Below are 16,343 nucleotides of genomic sequence, written 5' to 3' on the forward strand. Positions count from 1 at the left end.
CGGTCACGCGCCGCCCTCCTCGAAGCCGGCCTCGTAGGCGGTGTACCAGGCGGCCTCGTCGGCGACGAGCGGGTGCGGCTCGCTGTAGACGTGCTCGAACACCTTGGCGGCGGTCGGCGGCTCGATCTCGAGCGTGCGGCGGCGGATGTCGGATGCCAGGTCCTCTGCCTCGGTCGCGACGTCGCGGAAGAAGTCGTCGCCCTCGCCGAGCGAGCGCAGGTACGCCTCGAAGCGGGCGATCGGGTCGCGCTCGCTCCAGAACGCGACGTCGTCGTCCTCGCGGTACTTGGTGGGGTCGTCGCTCGTGGTGTGGGCGCCCATCCGGTAGGTGAGCGCCTCGATGAAGCACGGTCCCTTGCCGGCGCGGGCGGCATCCAGGCCCGCCGCGGTGACGGCGTAGCTGGCGAGCACGTCGTTGCCGTCGATCTGCACGCTCGGGATGCCGAAGCCGGCCGGGCGCAGGTAGAGCGGGGTGCGCGACTGGCGCTCGACGGGCACCGAGATCGCCCAGTGGTTGTTCTGCAGGAAGAACACCTGCGGGGTCTGGTAGCTGGCCGCGAAGACGAACGCCTCGTTGACATCGCCCTGGCTGGTGGCTCCGTCGCCGAAGTAGACGAGCACCGCCGCATCCTTCTCGGGGTCGCCGGTGCCGCTCGCGCCGTCGAGGGCGATGCCCATCGCGTAGCCGGTGGCGTGCAGCGACTGCGAGCCGATGACGAGCGTGTAGAGGTGGAAGTTGCCGGTCTCCTCCGGCACCCAGCCGCCGTGGCTCTGGCCGCGCAGCATCTCGATGAGCTTCATGACGTCGAGGCCGCGGATGCGTCCCACGGCGTGCTCGCGGTAGGCGGGGAAGATGTGGTCCTGGGGCCGGGCGGCGTACCCGGAGCCGACCTGGGCGGCCTCCTGGCCGAGGCTCGGGATCCAGAGCGCGAGCTGGCCCTGGCGCTGCAGGTTGCCCGCCTCGATGTCGAAGCGCCGGATGACCACCATCTGCCGGTGGAAGTCGCGCAGTCGCTGCTCGTCGAGGGCTGCGAGATACGGCAGATAGGGGGCCGAGGTGTCGTTCTCGAGGAGGGAGCCCTGCGGCGAGAGCAACTGGATCGTCGCCTCGGTGTAAGACATAGGCACCACCCTATCCGCGGGCGTATTCCGCCGAAGTCAGAGGGTTCGCACAACCTTTTCCGCGGCCCCGATGAGGGGGGCCACAGATTCCGCCTCCCCCACGGTCACGCGGATGCCTTCGGGCGCGAACACCCGGGCGACGATCCCGTGCTCCTCGAGCAGCTGCGCGGCGGCGGCCGTGTGCTGCCCGGTGGGCAGCCAGACGAAGTTGCCCTGGGGCTCCGGGATGTTCCAGCCCTGGGCCCGCAGGGCGTCGCGGATCTCGTCGCGGCGGGCCGTGAGCTCGGCCACCTGGGCGGCGTACTCGGCCTCGTGGTCGAGGGCGGCGAGCGCGGCACGCTGGGCGGGCTCGGTCACCGAGAGGGCGATCGCGGTGGCGCGGGCGGCGTCGAGCACGTACGACGGGCCGATCGCGTAGCCGACGCGCAGCCCCGCGAGGCCGTAGGCCTTCGAGAAGGTGCGCAGCACGACGAGGTTCGGGTAGCGCTCGAGCAGCGGGATGCCCTCGACGGCATCCGGGTCGGTCACGAACTCGCGGTAGGCCTCGTCGAGCACCACGAGCACCGTGTCGGGTACGGAGTCCATGAAGGCTTCGAAGGCCTCGGCGGTGACGACGGCGCTCGTCGGGTTGTTGGGGGTGCACACCAGGATGAGCCGGGTGCGGTCGGTCACGGCCGCGGCCATCGCCGGCAGGTCGTGCGAGCCGTCGGGCAGGTTCGGCACGGTGACGCTCGTCGCGCCCGAGACGGTGACGATGCCGGGGTAGGCCTCGAAGGAGCGCCAGGCGTAGAGGATCTCGTCGCCGGGACCGGAGGTCGCCTGGGCGAGCTGGTGCAGGATCGACACCGAGCCGGCGCCCACGTGCACCTCGTCGACGGTGACGCCGAAGCGCTCCGCGAGCCGGACGCGCAGTCCGGCGGCGGAGCCGTCGGGGTAGCGCGGCAGCTCGGATGCGGCGACGGCGTCGAGCACGGCGGGGAGCGTCGGGAACGGGCTCTCGTTGGAGGACAGCTTGAATGCGTCGGCGGGCGCCGCGCGGCCCTGGCGGTAGGGGTCGAGGGCGGCGATCTCGGGGCGGAGGACCACGGGCATGCCGCCCAGCCTAGGGCGCCCTCCTGGCGAATCATCGGGGCCACTGGGATGATGGCGGCATGCGCTTCGTGATCCGGCTGCTCATCAACGCCCTCGCCCTGTGGCTCACCGTGCTGATCCTCAACCCGCACGTGCAGATGCACTCGTGGGATGCGGGCGCGGACTCCGCGGCCTCGGGCGGCGCGGGCGTCTCGTGGCCGCTGTTCTGGACGTACCTGCTGATCGCCGTCGTGTTCGGCGTCGTCAACGGCATCATCGGCACGGCGATCAAGATCGTCGCCTTCCCGCTCTACATCCTCACCCTCGGCCTCATCTCGCTCATCGTGAACGGGCTGCTGTTCCTGCTCGTGGCGTGGATCTCGACCCTCATCGGCTTCGGTCTCTCGGTGGAGAGCTTCTGGTGGGGCGTGCTCGGGGCGCTCGTGCTCGGCGTCATCGCCTGGCTCATCGGGATCATCCTCCGACCCCTGACGAAGAAGCGCTGAACCGGCGGGTGTCGAAGTCCTTCAGGTCGTCGATCAAGCCCGCCGGCACCTCGGGCGCCGGAATGCGTTCGGCGCGGTAGCTGTACGTCGTGATCTCGGAACCCTCCCGCGCGGTGTAGTCGTGGGTGAAGGCGTCGACGGCGTCGAGCTCGGCGCGCAGCTGCGGCGAGCGGGACCGGTCGATGCGCTCGGCCGTCTCGACGTAGGCGTCGCGCTGGTGCGCGGGCACCGCGCGGTCGGTGGGCATGGTGCTGCCGTCGGGGTAGGCCTGCCGTTCGACGATGAGCCGATCGGTGGGCACCTGCGGGCCGCCCGTCGCGACGACGAAGTCGTCGGTGTGGTGCACGGCCATGCCGCGGATGCCCTCCGGCAGCTCGATGCCGGCACCGGGGTCGCCGTAGGTCTCGAGCGCCACGGTGTTCCAGTCGCCGGATGCCGCGAGCGCGTCCGCCACGAGCCCGCCCTGCGAGAAGCCGACGAGCATGACCTCCGCCTCCGAGCTGATGCCGGCGTCGGCCATCGCCTGCTCGGTGGCGCGGATGGAGCCCGCCGGCAGCCCCGCGACGCCCGCGATGTTGCTCGTGAGATCCCACGGCTCGCCGTCGGCGACGGGTGAGAAGGTCTGGGTGGGGGCGACGTAGACGACGTAGCGGTCGGGTTGCCCGGGTGCGGAGTACCGCTCGATGCGCACCTGCTCGTCGCCCGGCACGCGGTCGAGCCGCTCGGTCGCGTTCGCGGGCGGAGCGCCGCCTGTGCGCTCCGAGACCCGCTCCACGCGCACCGGCGTCTCGTGCATGACGCGGGTGCCGCTCATGCCGCCGAGCGCGATGACGGCGGCCGCGCTCGTGTCGACGCCGAGCAGGCCGAGCCCGTGCTCGCCGAGCAGCAGGGTGAGCGGCTCGGGCACCCCGAGCGCGCCGAGCACGGCGTCGTCGGTGCCCGTCACGAAGCGCCGCACGAGGGTGCAGAACTCGGGGCTCGTGACGAGCTCGGGATGCGCGATGATCCAACGCTGCAGCAGGGCCGTCTTCTGCCGGTCGCTGCCGGGGGCGAGCTTCCACGCGGCGAAGCCGCCGAGCGCGAGTGCCGGCAGCGCCGCCCACAGCCCGCGACCCGCGATGCCCGCGACCCAGTCGGACAGCGTGTCCTGCAGGGTGGTGGCGGCGCGCTCCGCCGCCGTGTAGCCGAGCTCGGCGGCGAGGATGCCCGCCCGCAGGCGCCGGATGTCGTCGGCCAGCTCCGCGCTCGACCGCTCGCATCCCTCCACGGCCTGGCGCAGTGCGCCGTGCGGCGTCTCGAGCCCGAGCAGTGCGATCCGATGGGTGTCGGATTCGACGGCGTCGGCGAGGCCCGCCAGCACGGGCAGGTGGGCGAGCAGCGCGTCGGTGGCGACGAGCAGCGAGCCGGGCGTGTGCACGACGAGGTCGGCCCCGCCCGGCGGCAGCGCGGGCGGCCGCAGCTCAGACGCCGACACGGGCCAGCTCCGTCCGGGCGAGCTGGAGGGTGCGCGTGAGCTCCTCGGCCACGGCGCGCAACCGCGACTGCAGCTCGTCGGCGGCGAGCGAGTAGGCCCGGTAGGCGGGCCCGCGCCACGCCTCCGGCCCGATGCGCGGCGGATGCGCGGCGCGGGCGAGCGCGTGCTGCTGCAGACCGTGCAACCGCACGATGCGGTCGCGCAGAAGCTGGAGTTCGAGCGGGTCGATGGGCACGGTGTTCCTTCCCTGTCGGTGCACCCAGGGTGCCCGCCCCGTACGACGCCGTGGGCGCCCGAAGCCGCATCCGGGGACAGTCGTTCACCCGCACGGGGTGTGGAGGAGCGGACGACGGGGCCACAATGGGCGCATGACCTTCGAGGGGACCGGCGGCGCACCGTTCGTGTTCCGGATCTGCTTCGTGTGCACGGGCAACATCTGCCGCTCGCCGATGGCGGAGGCGATCTTCCGCAGCATCGTGGCCACGAAGGGCTTCGCGAAGACCATCGCCGTCACCTCCGCCGCGACCGGCGACTGGCACGTGGGCGAGCACGCCGACCCCCGCACGATCGCCGCCCTCGAGGCCCACGGCTACGACGCCGGCCGCCACCGCGCCCGCCAGTTCGACCCCGCCTGGTTCCCCGAGCTCGACCTCATCGTCGCCTTCGACCGCGGACACGAGCGGGTGCTGCGCGAATGGGCCCCCACGGAGGCCGACCGCAGCAAGGTACAGCTGCTGATGAGCTTCGACCCGGAACAATCGGGCACGATGGATGTGCCGGATCCGTATTATTCGGACGCCGCCATGTTCGACACCGTGCTCGTCGCGATCGAACGGGCCTGCAACGCGCTGTTCCGGCAGCTCGAACCCGCCATCCGACAGGGAGTCCCATGAGTCCGCTTCCCCCCCAGCCGCTCAGTCCGCTCGACGGGCGCTACCGCGCCGCCGTCGAGGGGCTCGGCGAGTACCTCTCGGAGGCGGGCCTCAACCGGGCGCGCGTGCAGGTCGAGGTGGAGTGGCTGCTGTTCCTCGCCGAGCGCGGCACGTTCGGCGCCGAGGTGCCGAGCGCCGAGCAGGCCCGGGCCCTGCGCACCTGGGCGACCGAGTTCGGCCAGGCCGAGATCGACGAGCTCGCCACCCTCGAGGCCACCACGCGCCACGATGTGAAGGCCGTCGAGTACCTCGTGCGGCGCCGGCTCGCCGAGCTCGGGCTCACCCACCTCGCCGAGCTCACCCACTTCGCCTGCACGAGCGAGGACATCAACAACCTCTCCTACGGCATCACGTTGCGCAGCGCCCTGCACGGGGTGTGGCTGCCCGCCTTCCGCACCGTCGTCGACGCGCTCCGCGAGCTCGCCCTCGCCCAGCGCGACCAGCCGATGCTCGCCCACACGCACGGCCAGCCCGCCACCCCCACGACCTTCGGCAAGGAGATCGCCGTCGTCGTGCACCGCCTGCAGCGTCAGCTCGCGGCGATCGAGGCGGTCGACTTCCCCGCCAAGTTCTCGGGCGCCACCGGCACCTTCTCGGCGCACCTCGCCGCCGACCCGGATGCCGACTGGCCGGCCCTCTCGCGCGAGTTCGTGACCCAGCTCGGGCTCGCCTGGAATCCGCTCACCACGCAGATCGAGTCGCACGACGGCCAGGCGGAGCTGTTCGGGCGGGTCGCGCACGCCAACCGCATCCTGCACAACCTGGCGACCGACATCTGGACCTACATCTCGATGGGGTACCTCACGCAGATCCCGCAGGCCGGGGCGACGGGGTCGTCGACGATGCCGCACAAGATCAACCCCATCCGCTTCGAGAACGCCGAGGCGAACCTCGAGCTCTCGAGCGCGCTGCTCGACTCGCTCGCCGCGACGCTCGTGACGAGCCGCCTGCAGCGCGACCTCACCGACTCGACCACGCAGCGCAACATCGGCGTCGCGCTCGGGCATTCGCTGCTCGCGCTCGACAACCTCGCGCGTGGCCTCGGCGAGATCGCCGTGAACCCGGAGGCGCTGGCGGCCGACCTCGACGCGAACTGGGAGGTGCTCGGCGAGGCGATCCAGACGGTGATCCGCGCCGAGGTGACGGCGGGGCGCTCCTCGATCGCCGACCCGTACGCGCTGCTCAAGGAGCTCACGCGCGGCAAGCGGGCGACGGCCGCCGACCTCGCCGAGTTCATCTCGGGCCTCGACATCGGCGACGCCGCGAAGAGCCGCCTCCTCGCCCTCACCCCGGCGACGTACACGGGCGCCGCCTCCACCCTCGTCGACTACCTCGACGCCTGAGTCCCCCACCTTCTCGTCAAACGCTGTAGCGCCACGCCTCCGGCCGCAGACATTCCTGCAGCGTCGGGCGTGGCGCTACAGCGTTTGACACCAGCACCGTCGGTTCAGACGGGGGCGAGGGCCTCACGCAGCTCGGACTTCGCGCGCTGGTAGCGCCCGCGCGCGGTCGAGGCGGGGATGCCCTGCACCTCGGCCGCCTCGGCGAGGGTGAGGCCGTCCCAGTGCACGAGGCGGATGAGTTCCGCCAGCTCCGGGTCGAGGCGGGCGATCGCCTCGCGCACCTCGGCACCCTCACCCGCATCCGGAGCCGCGACGGGCTGCACCAGGAGCCGCAGGCGGTTGGCGAGCCGCCAGCGTCGCCGCTCACCGCGCTGGGCGTTGGCGAGCACGTTGCGCGCGGTCACGTACAGCCACATGCGCGCCCGCTCGGGGTCGGCGGGCAGCTCGGATGCGCGCCGCCAGGCCGCGAGCATCACCTCGGCGAGCAGGTCGGCGGCATCCGCCGGCTGCACCCGTCGCTCGAAGTAGGCCAGCAGCTCGGGCGCGTTCGCGGCGAGCTCCTCGGCGACGCGCCCGCCCGCCGCGTCAGCCTTCATTCGCCCGCTCGATCGAGCAGGTGGAGGCGACCGTCGCGTCCTGCGCCGCGGGGTCGACGCCGCGCGCGTTCAGCTCCTCGAACAGCACGCCCGTGACGCCCTGCTGCACCGCGGTGTCGTACTCGAAATCGGGGTCGGCGTAGAGGTAGTCGTCGGTACCGTAGCTGGTGTCCCAGCTGTTGCCGAACTCGTCACCGGCCGTACTCGACGTCGCGCGGATGCGGGCGATCTCCGCCTCGACGTCGACCGCGCTCGCGAAGTCGATCCCGGCGGCGATGTCGCGCGCGGTGGCGCCGGTGGCGTCATCGTCGAACGCGATCCGGAGCTCGCAGGCGTCGCCGCTCGGAAGGCTGTACGCATAGACGACGTCCGGGTCCTGCGCCCACGGACCCCACTCGATGACGCCCGTCGCCGCGGCGGTGCCGGCCCCCGCCAGCAGGGCGACCGTCGCGATGCCGGTTCCGACCGCGATGCGCCGGCGCGAGCGGGAGGCGCGACGCTCGTTGCCGGACGCGACCGCCATCCGGGTCAGCTCCTCGCGAAGCTCCGGCGTCGCGGTCGTGGTGCGGGGTGCCGAGCGCGCGAGCAGCTCCTCGATCGGGTCGGTGTCGATCATGGGGTTCCTTCTCGTGGTGAGTGTCTACCCCCACATGTCCGGCACCCCCGCATCCGTCCACGGCTGTGTCGAAAATGCAGGAGATCCCGCGCGTGTCGCCGCGGCGAGGGCAGCAACCATGGAGGTCGGAGCCGGGTGATCCTGCATTTTCGACACAGCAGGAGGGGAGGGAGCGCGGGAGGGATCAGTGGCCGCGGGGACCGGACTGCGGGTCGCGGTGCACGGAGCCGGCGGTGCCGGTGGGGGCGTCGGGGTCGACCGGGTCGACGCGGTCGTCGTCGATCTTCGGGCCGACGGCGATGAGCAGCGTGGCGAGCACGACGAGCGAGGCGATGAAGGCGACACCCGCCATGATGAGGGCGAGCCCCCACTCGCGCGTGCCCATGAAGACGAACGCCCCGACGAACACGCCGAAGACGGCCGCCATCACGAGCAGCTCGAGCGGCCGCATCTTCTCCCGCCGGGTGGGCGTGTGCTGCGGTTCGGTCACGCGGCCGCCTCCGCGGAGCGCGCCGCGCGCACGGGCCGCAGGGTGACGGTGGCGATCGCGAGCTGTACGCCCACGATGACCGCCCAGGCGCCCAGGATGCCGACGAGCACGATGTCGGCGGTGATGACGCCCGAGATGGTCTGCCCCTTGTCCTCGAACTCGTACACCTGGCGCAGGTCCTGCGGCACGAGCAGGAACGCGAGCCCGAGCAGCACCGTGAGGGCACCGGTCAGCAGCCAGTCGCGCGCCGCCGGACGCGCGCGGCGGAAGCGGATGCCGTTGACGGTCTCGAGGGCGCCCGCGACGATCGCCCAGGCGCTCACGACGAGCACGAGATACCCGATCCCGCCGCCCGGCAGCACGAGCGCCGCGATCCCCGCGAGGCCGGTGACGATACCCTGCAGCAGCACGAGGCCGCGCACGGCACGGTCGGCGCGCAACGCGGCGGCCAGCAGCACGGCCGCGGTGACGACGGCGAAGACGCCGAAGGAGACGAGTCCGAGCGGCGCGGAGTGGTCCTGGCTGAAGCTGATGAGCAGGCCGAGCGCGAGCGCGGGCAGGGCACGTGCGAGAGGAGCGACCCAGGTATCCGGCGCTCCGAGAGCGGGCGAGGCTTCCGTGGGCACGACACCATCCTACGTTCGGCCGCGACGCCCGGACGCCGGGCCCCGCCTCACCCGGCGAGCACGCGGTGCACCGAGGCGACGGCGCTCGATCCCTCGCCGACCGCCGCCGCGACGCGCTTCATCGAACCGCGCCGCACGTCGCCCGCCGCGAACACCCGCGGCATCGAGGTCTCGAACGGGAACGGATCCCGTCCGAGCTCCTGCCAGCGCGCGAGCGACAGCGCCGTGACGTCGACGCCGGTGCGGATGAAGCCGTCGGCATCCGTGTCGACCGAGCGCAGCCAGCGGGTGGCCGGCTCCGCCCCGATGAAGCAGAACAGCCCACGCGCGGCGATCTCGCCCGCCGAGTCGATCGACACGGAGCGCAGCGCGACATCGCCGCCGAGCCCCACGACGTTCGAGCCGAGGTGCACCTGGATGCGGGGGTCCTCGCCGAGACGGTCGACGAGGTACGACGACATGCCGGCGCCGAGCTCCGCGCCACGCACCACGAGGTGCACGGGGCAGCCGTTGGATGCCAGGTACAGCGCCGCCTGCCCCGCGGAGTTCGCGCCGCCCACCACGACGACGGGCGACTCCGCCACCTGCCGCAGCTCGAGCGGGGTCGCCGCATAGAAGATGCCGGCCTGCTCGAAGTCCGTCCAGCGGTCCAGCTGCAGGCGACGATAGGCGGCCCCCGAGGTGACAATCGCGGCACGGGCCCGGATGATGCGGCCGTCGACGAGGGTCACGTCGAGCAGGCCGTCCGCCTCGTCGAGGGCCACCGCCTCGCACGGCGCGTACACGCGCACCCCGAACTTGAGCGCCTGCAGCGTCGCCTGCCCGATCAGCTCGCCGCCGCTGACCCCGAACGGGAAGCCGAGGAAGTTCTCGATGCGCGAGGTGGCGGCCGCCTGCCCGCCGGGCGCGACCGCGTCCAGCAGCACCGTGCTGAGCCCCTCGGATGCGCCGTAGATCGCCGCCGCGAGTCCGGCCGGCCCGCCGCCTACGACCACGAGGTCGACCGCCTCGTCGCCCTGCGCCTCGTAGGCGAGTCCCAGCCGTTCGGCGACCGCGCCCGGGGTGGCGTGCAGCACGGGCTCGCCCTGGATGAACGCGATCGGCAGGTCCTGTGCGCGGTAGCGGAAGGAGGCGTTCTCGTCGGCGGGGCTGACCGTGAACGCCGTGTGCACGAGGTCGAGCCGCTCGGCGAAGCGCCTGAGCGCCAGGAACTCGCCCGAGGAATCCGCGCCGACGAACTTGAGCGTCATCGCCGCCGAGCCCCGCCGCAGGTTCTCGCGGCGAGCCCACAGCGCGTGCAGGATGAGGTCGCACAGCTCGTCGTCCTCGTTCATGATGCGCCGCAGTTCGGCCCGGTCGAGCAGCCGCACCCGGGAGTCGCCCCGGGCCCGCGCCGAGAGGAAGGCGCTCTGCCCGTTGAGCAGTCCGAGCTCACCCGCGAAGGTACGCGGTCCCATCGTGGCGAGCACCTCCTCGCCCATCCAGGCGAGCGCGTCGCGCACGAGCTCGACGGCGCCCTCCTCGACGAGCACCATGGGGTAGTCGCGCTGCCCCGCACGGAACACGTGCTCGCCGTCGGCCACTTCGAGCGGCGTCGCGTGCTCGACGAGCCGCGCCCACTGCGCGTCGCTCAGCTGCGGTTGCATGACCGGGTCGGCGGGGTCGAGTTCGGGCATCTCAGCTCCTCGGGGAGGGGGTCGGGGCGGATGTCGGTGCCGGCGCGGGGTCGGCCTCGCGCAGCGCCCGGATGAGCGAGCCCGCGTCGTAGGGCCCCACGTGGCGGCGGCCGTTGATGAAGAAGGTGGGCACCGAGTCGACACCCATCGCCTCCGCGTCGAGCATGTCGTCGCGCACGTGGGCGGCCACCTCCGCCGACTGCAGGTCGCGCTCGAACCGCGGCACATCGAGCCCGAGCTGCGCCGCGAGCCGAACGATGTCGGAGGGCAGCTGGTTCTCCTGGTCGGCGAAGAGCCCTCGCTCGAACTCCCAGAACCTGCCCTGCAGCGCGGCCGCCTCCGAGGCCTCCGCCCCCGCGAGCGCGTTGGGATGCTGGTCGACGAGCGGGGCGTGCCGCCACACGTAGCGCAGCTCGTCGCCGAGCTCCTCGCGCACCTGCTGGATCGCGCCCGAGGCCTTCGAGCAGAACGGGCACTGGAAGTCGCCGTACTCGACCACCTCGTACCGCGCGTCGGCCGTGCCGAACATGTGGTCGCGGCGCGGGTCGACGGGGCGCACCAGGGTCTGGCCGGTCTCCTCGTCCGGGTGCACGGCGTCCGAGATCCGGAACACGGCCGTCGCGATCGCGAAGGCGATGACGGATGCCGCGAGCACCCCGACCCGCGCCTCGTTCTGGGCCGCCGGGTCGTCGATCGCGAGGTCGACGATGAACAGCGAGATGGTGAAGCCGATGCCGCACAGCACGGCGCCGCCCGCGATGCGGTCGAGTGTGAGCCCGGCGCCGAACTCGCCCACCCGCAGCAGCTTCATGATCGCCGCCGAGCCGAACACCCCGAGGAACTTGCCCACGACGAGGCCGATCACGACGCCCCAGGTGAGCGCCGAGGTGAGGGCGGCGGCGAGGATGTCGCCGCTCAGCACGACGCCCGCGTTGGCGAGCGCGAAGAGCGGCAGGATGACGAGCGCCACGTACGGGGCGTAGGCCGACTGCAGGCGCTCGTTGATGGAGATCGACTCGCGCAGGCTGTTGGCGGCGACGCGCGCGTACTCGCTGTTGGGCGACTGCCGGAAGGTGCGCGCGAGCTCGAGCGCGTGCTCGACGTCGCGACGGTTCGGGCGGTACACGGGCACGAGCAGGGCGATGGCGACACCCGCGAGGGTCGGGTGCACCCCGGATGCCAGGAAGGCGAGCCACACGATGATCGCGAGCGTCGCGTACACGGGCCCGCGCCCCATCCGCAGGTAGCGCGTGAAGTAGATCGCGACGAGCCCGGCGACGGCGATGAGCAGCGGCAGCGGGGTGAAGTCCTGGGTGTAGACGAGCGCGATGATGCTGAGCGCGCCGATGTCGTCGACGACCGCGAGCGCGAGCAGGAACACCCGCAGCCGCCCGGGCACCCGCGGCCCGACGAGTGCGAGCGCACCCACCAGGAACGCCGTGTCGGTCGAGATGACGACACCCCAGGCCTGCTGTTGCCCGCTCGGTGCCGCGATGAGCACGAACAGCAGCGCGGGCACGACGAGACCCACGACCGCGGCGACGACCGGCACCATGGCGCGCGACCAGCTCGTCAGCTCACCGATCGCGAACTCGCGGCGCACCTCGAGGCCGACCGTGAAGAAGAAGATCGCCATGAGCGCGTCGTTCACGAGCGCGTGCAGGGTGAACTCGAGGTGCAGCTCGCCCACGCCGAGCTCGAGGTGGGTGTCCCAGAACGAGGTGTAGGAGCCGAGCCCGAGGTTCGCCCAGAGGATGGCGGCCGCGGTCGCGAGCAGCAGCATGAGCGCGCCGACGCGTTGCAGACCCATGGCGCCGATCTTCTCGGCGATTGAGCGGTGGCGATGCCCGCGTCGGGAACGTCCGCCGCCCGCGTCGGGCGCCGAGGCGATCTCGACCCGCGTCATCCGGCCTCCCTCTCCGCGCCCGCGGGGGTGGGGCGGGCCCGGGGGCGGTCCTCGTTCATCCTCACCCCGCACGGCGGGCGGGTCAACCGTCCGCATAGGGTGACGGTATGGCCGACGAGTCGATCGACACCGCGGTGTCCCCGTCGGGGACCGGATGCGCGGAGTGCGAGGCCTCCGGCGGCTGGTGGGTGCACCTGCGGCGCTGCGCGGCCTGCGGGCACGTGGGCTGCTGCGACACCTCGCTCGGCCGGCACGCGACCGCGCACTTCCGCGCGAGCGCGCATCCGCTCATGCAGAGCTTCGAGCCGGGTGAGGACTGGTTCTGGGACTACCGCACCGAGGAGCTCGTCGACGGACCCCCGCTCGCCCCGCCGAGGAGCCGTCCCGCGGATCAGCCGGTGCCGGGGCCCGCCGGCCGCGTCCCCGCCGACTGGCGTGCCCTGCTTCGGGCGCGCGACGCCGCCGAGGCGGGCTGAGTCCGGATCGCCCCTCAGCTCGGCAGCGCCGCGACCGCCTCGGCGACGGTGCGGTGCCGGAACCGGTAGCCGGATGCCGTGAGCACGGCGGGTTCGATGTCCTGGTCGGCGAGCAGCAGCTCGCGCCCGGCGGCCCCCAACGCGGCCGAGATGGCGAACGCCGGAGCCGGGAGCCAGTACGGCCGGTGCTCGTGCGCGGCGACCGCCCGGATGACCTCGGAGGCGGGGGCGGCATCCGGCGCGACCAGGTTGACCGGTCCCGCGACGGGCGCGTCGATCAGGTGCACGAGCGCACCGACCTCGTCGGCGAGCGAGATCCACGGCCAGCGTTGGCGTCCCGAGCCGAGCGGCCCGGCGAGCCCCAGGCGGGCGATGACCCGCAGCGGCGCGGTCGCCCCCGCCGGCCCGATCACGAGACCCGTGCGGGCGAGCGCGACCCGGGTCTGCTCGGGCGCCTCGAGCGCCGCGACCTCCCAGGCGCGCACCGTCTCGGCGAGGAACCCGCCGCCCGCCGCCGAGCTCTCGTCGAGCCGTTCGCCGGGGCGGTTGCCGTAGAAGCCGACCGCGGACCCGCTCACGAGCACCGGCACGGGGGCGCCCGCGCGCGCGGCCTCGTGCAGCGCACCGACGAGGGCCGTGGTCGCGGTGATCCGCGAGGCGAGGATCTCGCGGCGGTACCGGCGCGTCCACGGCAGGCGCGAGATCGAGGCCCCCGAGAGGTTCACCACGGCATCCGCCCCGGCGAGCGCCGCCGAGTCGAGGTGGCCGCTCGCCGGATCCCACGCGACCTCGTCGCCCCCTCGGGCGGCGCGCCGCACGAGCGCGACCACCCGGTCGCCGCGCTCGCGCAGGGCCGCGAACAGCGCGCCGCCGATCATGCCCGACGCTCCTCCGACGACCACCCGCATGGCGTTCACGCTACGCCCGGGCCGGCGACGGCGCCGGTCAGCCCTTGACGGCGCCCTGCACGAGCCCGCCGACGACGTAGCGTTGCAGCGTCAGGAACAGCACGAGCACCGGGATGGAGGCCACCACCGCGCCCGCCGCGAACAGCCCCCACCGGGTGGCGAGCTGGTTCGACACCCACTGGTACATGCCCACCGCGAGGGTCCAGTTGTCTTCGCTGGTGAGGATGATCTTCGCCAGGATAAAGTCGCCGAACGCCGAGACGAAGGCCAGCAGGAACACCACCGCGAGCACGGGCCGCATGAGCGGCAGGATGAGCTGCCAGAAGATCTGCGCGTGCGAGGCGCCGTCGATCTTCGCCGACTCGTCGATCTCGGTCGGGATGGTGTTGATGAAGCCGTACATCAGGAAGGTGTTGGCCCCGAGCGCACCGCCGAGGTAGACGCAGATGAGCGCGATCTTGGAGTTGATGCCGAGCGCCGGCACCACCTCGCCGAGCGCGAGCAGCATGAGGAACACCGCGATGAAGGCGACCGTCTGCGGGAACATCTGGATGATGAGCAGCGAGGTGAGGCTCGTGCGGCGCCCGCGGAACCGGAAGCGGCTGAAGGCGTAGGCGGCCGCGGCCCCCATCAGCACGGCCCCGATGGCGGATGCCGTGGCGATGAACAGGGTGTTCAGCATCCAGATCCAGAAGCTCGTCGAGCCGAGCCGGATGAAGTTCTCGAGGGTCACCTCCGAGAACAACGCGCTCGACCCGGACAGGTTGCCGCGCGGGTTGAGCGAGGCCGACAGCACGTAGACGAGCGGGAACACGGCGAAGAACGCCATGACGACCGCCAGCGGGTACTTCCAGCCGACCTCCGCCCACCACCGGGCGCGCCGCGGCGTCAGGGCGAAGGTGCGGGTCGGGGATGCGGTGGGTGCGCTCATGACTGGATCTCCTCGAGCTTGCGCGTCTGACGGAAGGCCAGCGCGGAGATGGCCCCGATGACGAGGAACACGATGATCGACAGGGCGCTCGCGAGCCCGTAGTCGGCGGTGCCGCCCGCGACCCCGGAGATCTTGTAGATCGCCGAGATCAGCAGGTCGGTCGCCCCGAGCTGCGCGGCCCCGCCCGTGAAGTAGGGGCCGCCGCTCGTGAGCATGTAGATGATCGTGAAGTTGTTGAAGTTGAAGGCGAAGGAGGCGATCGCGAGCGGCGCCGTCGACACCAGCAGCAGCGGCAGCGTGATCGAGCGGAAGCGGCGCCAGGGGCCGGCCCCGTCGATCGTGGCCGCCTCGAGGGTCTCGCCGGGCAGCGACTGGAGCGCCCCGAGGCACACCAGGAACCAGTACGGGAAGCTGAGCCACAGGTTGACCCAGATCACCGCCAATCGGGCCAGCCACGGATCGCCGAGCCAGTTGATGTCGGCGCCGAAGAAGAACAGGTCGTTGACGATCCCGAACTCGGAGTTGAGCATGCCCCGCCACAGCAGCGCCGACATGAAGGCCGGGAAGGCGTAGGGGAACAGGAACAGGGTGCGCAGCACGCGACGCGCCCGCACCCGCTCGTCGTTGAACACGATCGCGAGGAACAGGCCCAGGGCGAAGCTCGTGAACACGGTGAGCGCGGCGAAGGCGAAGGTCCACCCGGTCACCTGCAGCAGCGGCACGGAGTAGCGCTGGTCGGTGAAGGCGCGCAGGAAGTTGTCGAACCCGACGGTCACGATCCAGCCGGTCGGCAGGGTGCTGCCGTCGGCGGCGACGAAGTTCCCGGTGGACGGGTCGGCGGTGTAGACGACGCCGCTGTCGACATCCGTGATGGTCTGGGCCTGCTCGTCCCAGACGAGGCTCGACCGGTAGACGGCCGCGGTGGATCCTTCGCGGGTGCGCAGCGAGCCGTCGTTGGCGTCGGCGGAGATGGGCACGCGGAGGGAGGCGACCTGCTCCTGCAGTTCGGCGTCGCCGAGCAGCAGCGCACGCGGCACGACGTCCCAGCCGGGGACCGAGGCGGGGGCGCTCGAGCTGTCGGGAAGCGCGCCCGCGTCGCGGAGCGGCTGCTCGGCGGTGCCCACGCGCAGCCGGCCGTCGTCGTTGATGGCGAAGCCGAGCTCGTCGCCGCGCTGCACGACGGCGAGCGGGTAGCTGGGCGAGTCGTCGAGACGGCGTTCGGCCTGGATGAGCGCGGCGTCGACCGCCTGCTGCTGGCTGCCGGCGTGCCCCGTGCCGTAGTTGGTGAAGGCGACGTAGCCCGTGTACCCGAGGGTGAACACCTGGAAGGCGAGCAGGAAGACGAGGCCGGGGAAGAGGTACTTGAGCGGCAGGGCCCGCCGGGTGAAGTAGATGACGTCGGCCGCGACGAGCAGCACGACGGAGACGGCGAGGATGATCCAGCTCTCGGCGGCGATGGCCGAGAGCACGACGCTGACGCCGAGCGCGTTCACGAGCGCCATGAGGGCGAGCTTGAGCAGGAAGCCCCCGCCGAGCCCGCGCCAGTTGCGGGCGTGGGACCCTCCCGCGGGGAGGGTCGGGCGGGTGCGCCGGGTGGATTCGGCCGTCATGTTCGCTCCGTGTGGGTCGGGTGGGAGTGGAGGGCGACCGGGGCGGGGAGAGGGTTCCCC

At 72.4% G+C, this 16,343-nt stretch carries 17 protein-coding genes; 4 read left to right on the plus strand and 13 right to left on the minus strand.

What is annotated here, in order from left to right; all coding sequences use genetic code 11:
- Positions 1–3 precede the first annotated feature (3 nt).
- Together D7I47_RS05655 and D7I47_RS05660 are read right to left on the minus strand one after the other, a co-directional pair.
- Complete coding sequence (locus tag D7I47_RS05655) at positions 4–1,122, minus strand: thiamine pyrophosphate-dependent dehydrogenase E1 component subunit alpha (RefSeq protein ID WP_120762140.1); 1,119 nt, start codon at positions 1,120–1,122, stop codon at positions 4–6.
- A gap of 36 nt (positions 1,123–1,158) precedes the next feature.
- Positions 1,159–2,214 carry a histidinol-phosphate transaminase gene (locus tag D7I47_RS05660; protein WP_120762141.1) on the minus strand — a complete coding sequence of 352 codons (1,056 nt, stop codon included), beginning with the start codon at positions 2,212–2,214 and terminating at the stop codon, positions 1,159–1,161.
- A 59-nt stretch (positions 2,215–2,273) separates the two neighbouring features.
- Between D7I47_RS05660 and D7I47_RS05665 the strand changes: the two genes are divergently transcribed.
- On the plus strand, positions 2,274–2,699 hold the full coding sequence (locus tag D7I47_RS05665) for a phage holin family protein (RefSeq protein WP_120762142.1): 426 nt from the start codon (positions 2,274–2,276) through the stop codon (positions 2,697–2,699).
- Here D7I47_RS05665 and D7I47_RS05670 read toward each other — a convergent pair.
- Positions 2,668–4,173 carry a hypothetical protein gene (locus tag D7I47_RS05670; RefSeq protein ID WP_120762143.1) on the minus strand — a complete coding sequence of 502 codons (1,506 nt, stop codon included), beginning with the start codon at positions 4,171–4,173 and terminating at the stop codon, positions 2,668–2,670. The genes D7I47_RS05665 and D7I47_RS05670 overlap by 32 nt on opposite strands.
- Complete coding sequence (locus D7I47_RS05675; protein WP_120762144.1) at positions 4,160–4,408, minus strand: hypothetical protein; 249 nt, start codon at positions 4,406–4,408, stop codon at positions 4,160–4,162. The genes D7I47_RS05670 and D7I47_RS05675 overlap by 14 nt, the downstream gene beginning before the upstream one ends.
- 133 nt (positions 4,409–4,541) lie before the next feature.
- On the opposite strand from D7I47_RS05675, the gene D7I47_RS05680 reads away from it, so the two are divergent.
- Positions 4,542–5,066, plus strand: coding sequence for a low molecular weight protein-tyrosine-phosphatase (locus D7I47_RS05680; RefSeq protein WP_120762145.1), 525 nt, complete (start codon positions 4,542–4,544; stop codon positions 5,064–5,066).
- On the plus strand, positions 5,063–6,448 hold the full coding sequence (gene purB / locus D7I47_RS05685; protein ID WP_120762146.1) for an adenylosuccinate lyase: 1,386 nt from the start codon (positions 5,063–5,065) through the stop codon (positions 6,446–6,448). Before D7I47_RS05680 ends, purB begins: the two co-directional genes overlap by 4 nt.
- Before the next feature lie 104 nt (positions 6,449–6,552).
- Here the strand turns inward: purB and D7I47_RS05690 are convergent, their stop codons facing one another.
- From D7I47_RS05690 to nhaA, 6 genes are all read right to left on the minus strand, one after another.
- A complete protein-coding gene (locus tag D7I47_RS05690) occupies positions 6,553–7,044 on the minus strand; it encodes an RNA polymerase sigma factor (protein ID WP_120762147.1) in 492 nt (163 codons plus the stop codon).
- Positions 7,034–7,660: a hypothetical protein gene (locus D7I47_RS05695; protein WP_120762148.1), complete on the minus strand. Its 627-nt coding sequence runs from the start codon at positions 7,658–7,660 to the stop codon at positions 7,034–7,036. The genes D7I47_RS05690 and D7I47_RS05695 overlap by 11 nt, the downstream gene beginning before the upstream one ends.
- Before the next feature lie 184 nt (positions 7,661–7,844).
- Positions 7,845–8,150 carry a hypothetical protein gene (locus tag D7I47_RS05700; protein WP_120762149.1) on the minus strand — a complete coding sequence of 102 codons (306 nt, stop codon included), beginning with the start codon at positions 8,148–8,150 and terminating at the stop codon, positions 7,845–7,847.
- Positions 8,147–8,776, minus strand: a complete 630-nt coding sequence (locus D7I47_RS05705; protein WP_120762150.1) for a DUF308 domain-containing protein — start codon at positions 8,774–8,776, stop codon at positions 8,147–8,149. The genes D7I47_RS05700 and D7I47_RS05705 overlap by 4 nt, the downstream gene beginning before the upstream one ends.
- 47 nt (positions 8,777–8,823) lie before the next feature.
- Positions 8,824–10,452, minus strand: coding sequence for an FAD-dependent oxidoreductase (locus D7I47_RS05710; protein ID WP_120762151.1), 1,629 nt, complete (start codon positions 10,450–10,452; stop codon positions 8,824–8,826).
- A gap of 1 nt (position 10,453) precedes the next feature.
- Positions 10,454–12,358 (minus strand): Na+/H+ antiporter NhaA, encoded by a 1,905-nt coding sequence (nhaA, locus tag D7I47_RS05715; RefSeq protein ID WP_120762152.1) that lies wholly within the window; start codon positions 12,356–12,358, stop codon positions 10,454–10,456.
- A 107-nt stretch (positions 12,359–12,465) separates the two neighbouring features.
- On the opposite strand from nhaA, the gene D7I47_RS05720 reads away from it, so the two are divergent.
- Positions 12,466–12,834, plus strand: coding sequence for a UBP-type zinc finger domain-containing protein (locus tag D7I47_RS05720; protein WP_120762153.1), 369 nt, complete (start codon positions 12,466–12,468; stop codon positions 12,832–12,834).
- Between the two features lie 14 nt (positions 12,835–12,848).
- On the opposite strand, the gene D7I47_RS05725 is transcribed toward D7I47_RS05720, so the two are convergent.
- Genes D7I47_RS05725 through D7I47_RS05735 form a run of 3 tightly spaced genes read right to left on the minus strand, consistent with a single transcriptional unit; the run spans position 12,849 to position 16,283 of the window.
- Positions 12,849–13,742: a TIGR01777 family oxidoreductase gene (locus D7I47_RS05725; protein WP_120762154.1), complete on the minus strand. Its 894-nt coding sequence runs from the start codon at positions 13,740–13,742 to the stop codon at positions 12,849–12,851.
- A gap of 37 nt (positions 13,743–13,779) precedes the next feature.
- Positions 13,780–14,673, minus strand: a complete 894-nt coding sequence (locus tag D7I47_RS05730) for a sugar ABC transporter permease (RefSeq protein ID WP_120762155.1) — start codon at positions 14,671–14,673, stop codon at positions 13,780–13,782.
- The gene (locus D7I47_RS05735) at positions 14,670–16,283 is read right to left on the minus strand and encodes an ABC transporter permease subunit (RefSeq protein ID WP_120762156.1); all 1,614 of its coding nucleotides are present in this window, start codon (positions 16,281–16,283) and stop codon (positions 14,670–14,672) included. The genes D7I47_RS05730 and D7I47_RS05735 overlap by 4 nt, the downstream gene beginning before the upstream one ends.
- Positions 16,284–16,343 lie beyond the last annotated feature (60 nt).

Source organism: Protaetiibacter intestinalis, assembly GCF_003627075.1.
In the GTDB taxonomy this organism is placed as follows: Bacteria; Actinomycetota; Actinomycetes; order Actinomycetales; family Microbacteriaceae; genus Homoserinibacter; species Homoserinibacter intestinalis.

Excerpts from the sequence above, each read along its gene's own strand:
- D7I47_RS05655 (WP_120762140.1), bottom strand. The coding sequence starts at position 1,122 with ATGTCTTACACCGAGGCGACGATCCAGTTGCTCTCGCCGCAGGGCTCC.
- D7I47_RS05695 (WP_120762148.1), bottom strand. The coding sequence starts at position 7,660 with ATGATCGACACCGACCCGATCGAGGAGCTGCTCGCGCGCTCGGCACCC.
- purB (WP_120762146.1), top strand. The coding sequence starts at position 5,063 with ATGAGTCCGCTTCCCCCCCAGCCGCTCAGTCCGCTCGACGGGCGCTAC.
- D7I47_RS05690 (WP_120762147.1), bottom strand. The coding sequence starts at position 7,044 with ATGAAGGCTGACGCGGCGGGCGGGCGCGTCGCCGAGGAGCTCGCCGCG.
- D7I47_RS05725 (WP_120762154.1), bottom strand. The coding sequence starts at position 13,742 with ATGCGGGTGGTCGTCGGAGGAGCGTCGGGCATGATCGGCGGCGCGCTG.
- D7I47_RS05680 (WP_120762145.1), top strand. The coding sequence starts at position 4,542 with ATGACCTTCGAGGGGACCGGCGGCGCACCGTTCGTGTTCCGGATCTGC.
- D7I47_RS05665 (WP_120762142.1), top strand. The coding sequence starts at position 2,274 with ATGCGCTTCGTGATCCGGCTGCTCATCAACGCCCTCGCCCTGTGGCTC.
- D7I47_RS05730 (WP_120762155.1), bottom strand. The coding sequence starts at position 14,673 with ATGAGCGCACCCACCGCATCCCCGACCCGCACCTTCGCCCTGACGCCG.
- D7I47_RS05720 (WP_120762153.1), top strand. The coding sequence starts at position 12,466 with ATGGCCGACGAGTCGATCGACACCGCGGTGTCCCCGTCGGGGACCGGA.
- D7I47_RS05660 (WP_120762141.1), bottom strand. The coding sequence starts at position 2,214 with ATGCCCGTGGTCCTCCGCCCCGAGATCGCCGCCCTCGACCCCTACCGC.
- D7I47_RS05710 (WP_120762151.1), bottom strand. The coding sequence starts at position 10,452 with ATGCCCGAACTCGACCCCGCCGACCCGGTCATGCAACCGCAGCTGAGC.
- nhaA (WP_120762152.1), bottom strand. The coding sequence starts at position 12,358 with ATGACGCGGGTCGAGATCGCCTCGGCGCCCGACGCGGGCGGCGGACGT.
- D7I47_RS05735 (WP_120762156.1), bottom strand. The coding sequence starts at position 16,283 with ATGACGGCCGAATCCACCCGGCGCACCCGCCCGACCCTCCCCGCGGGA.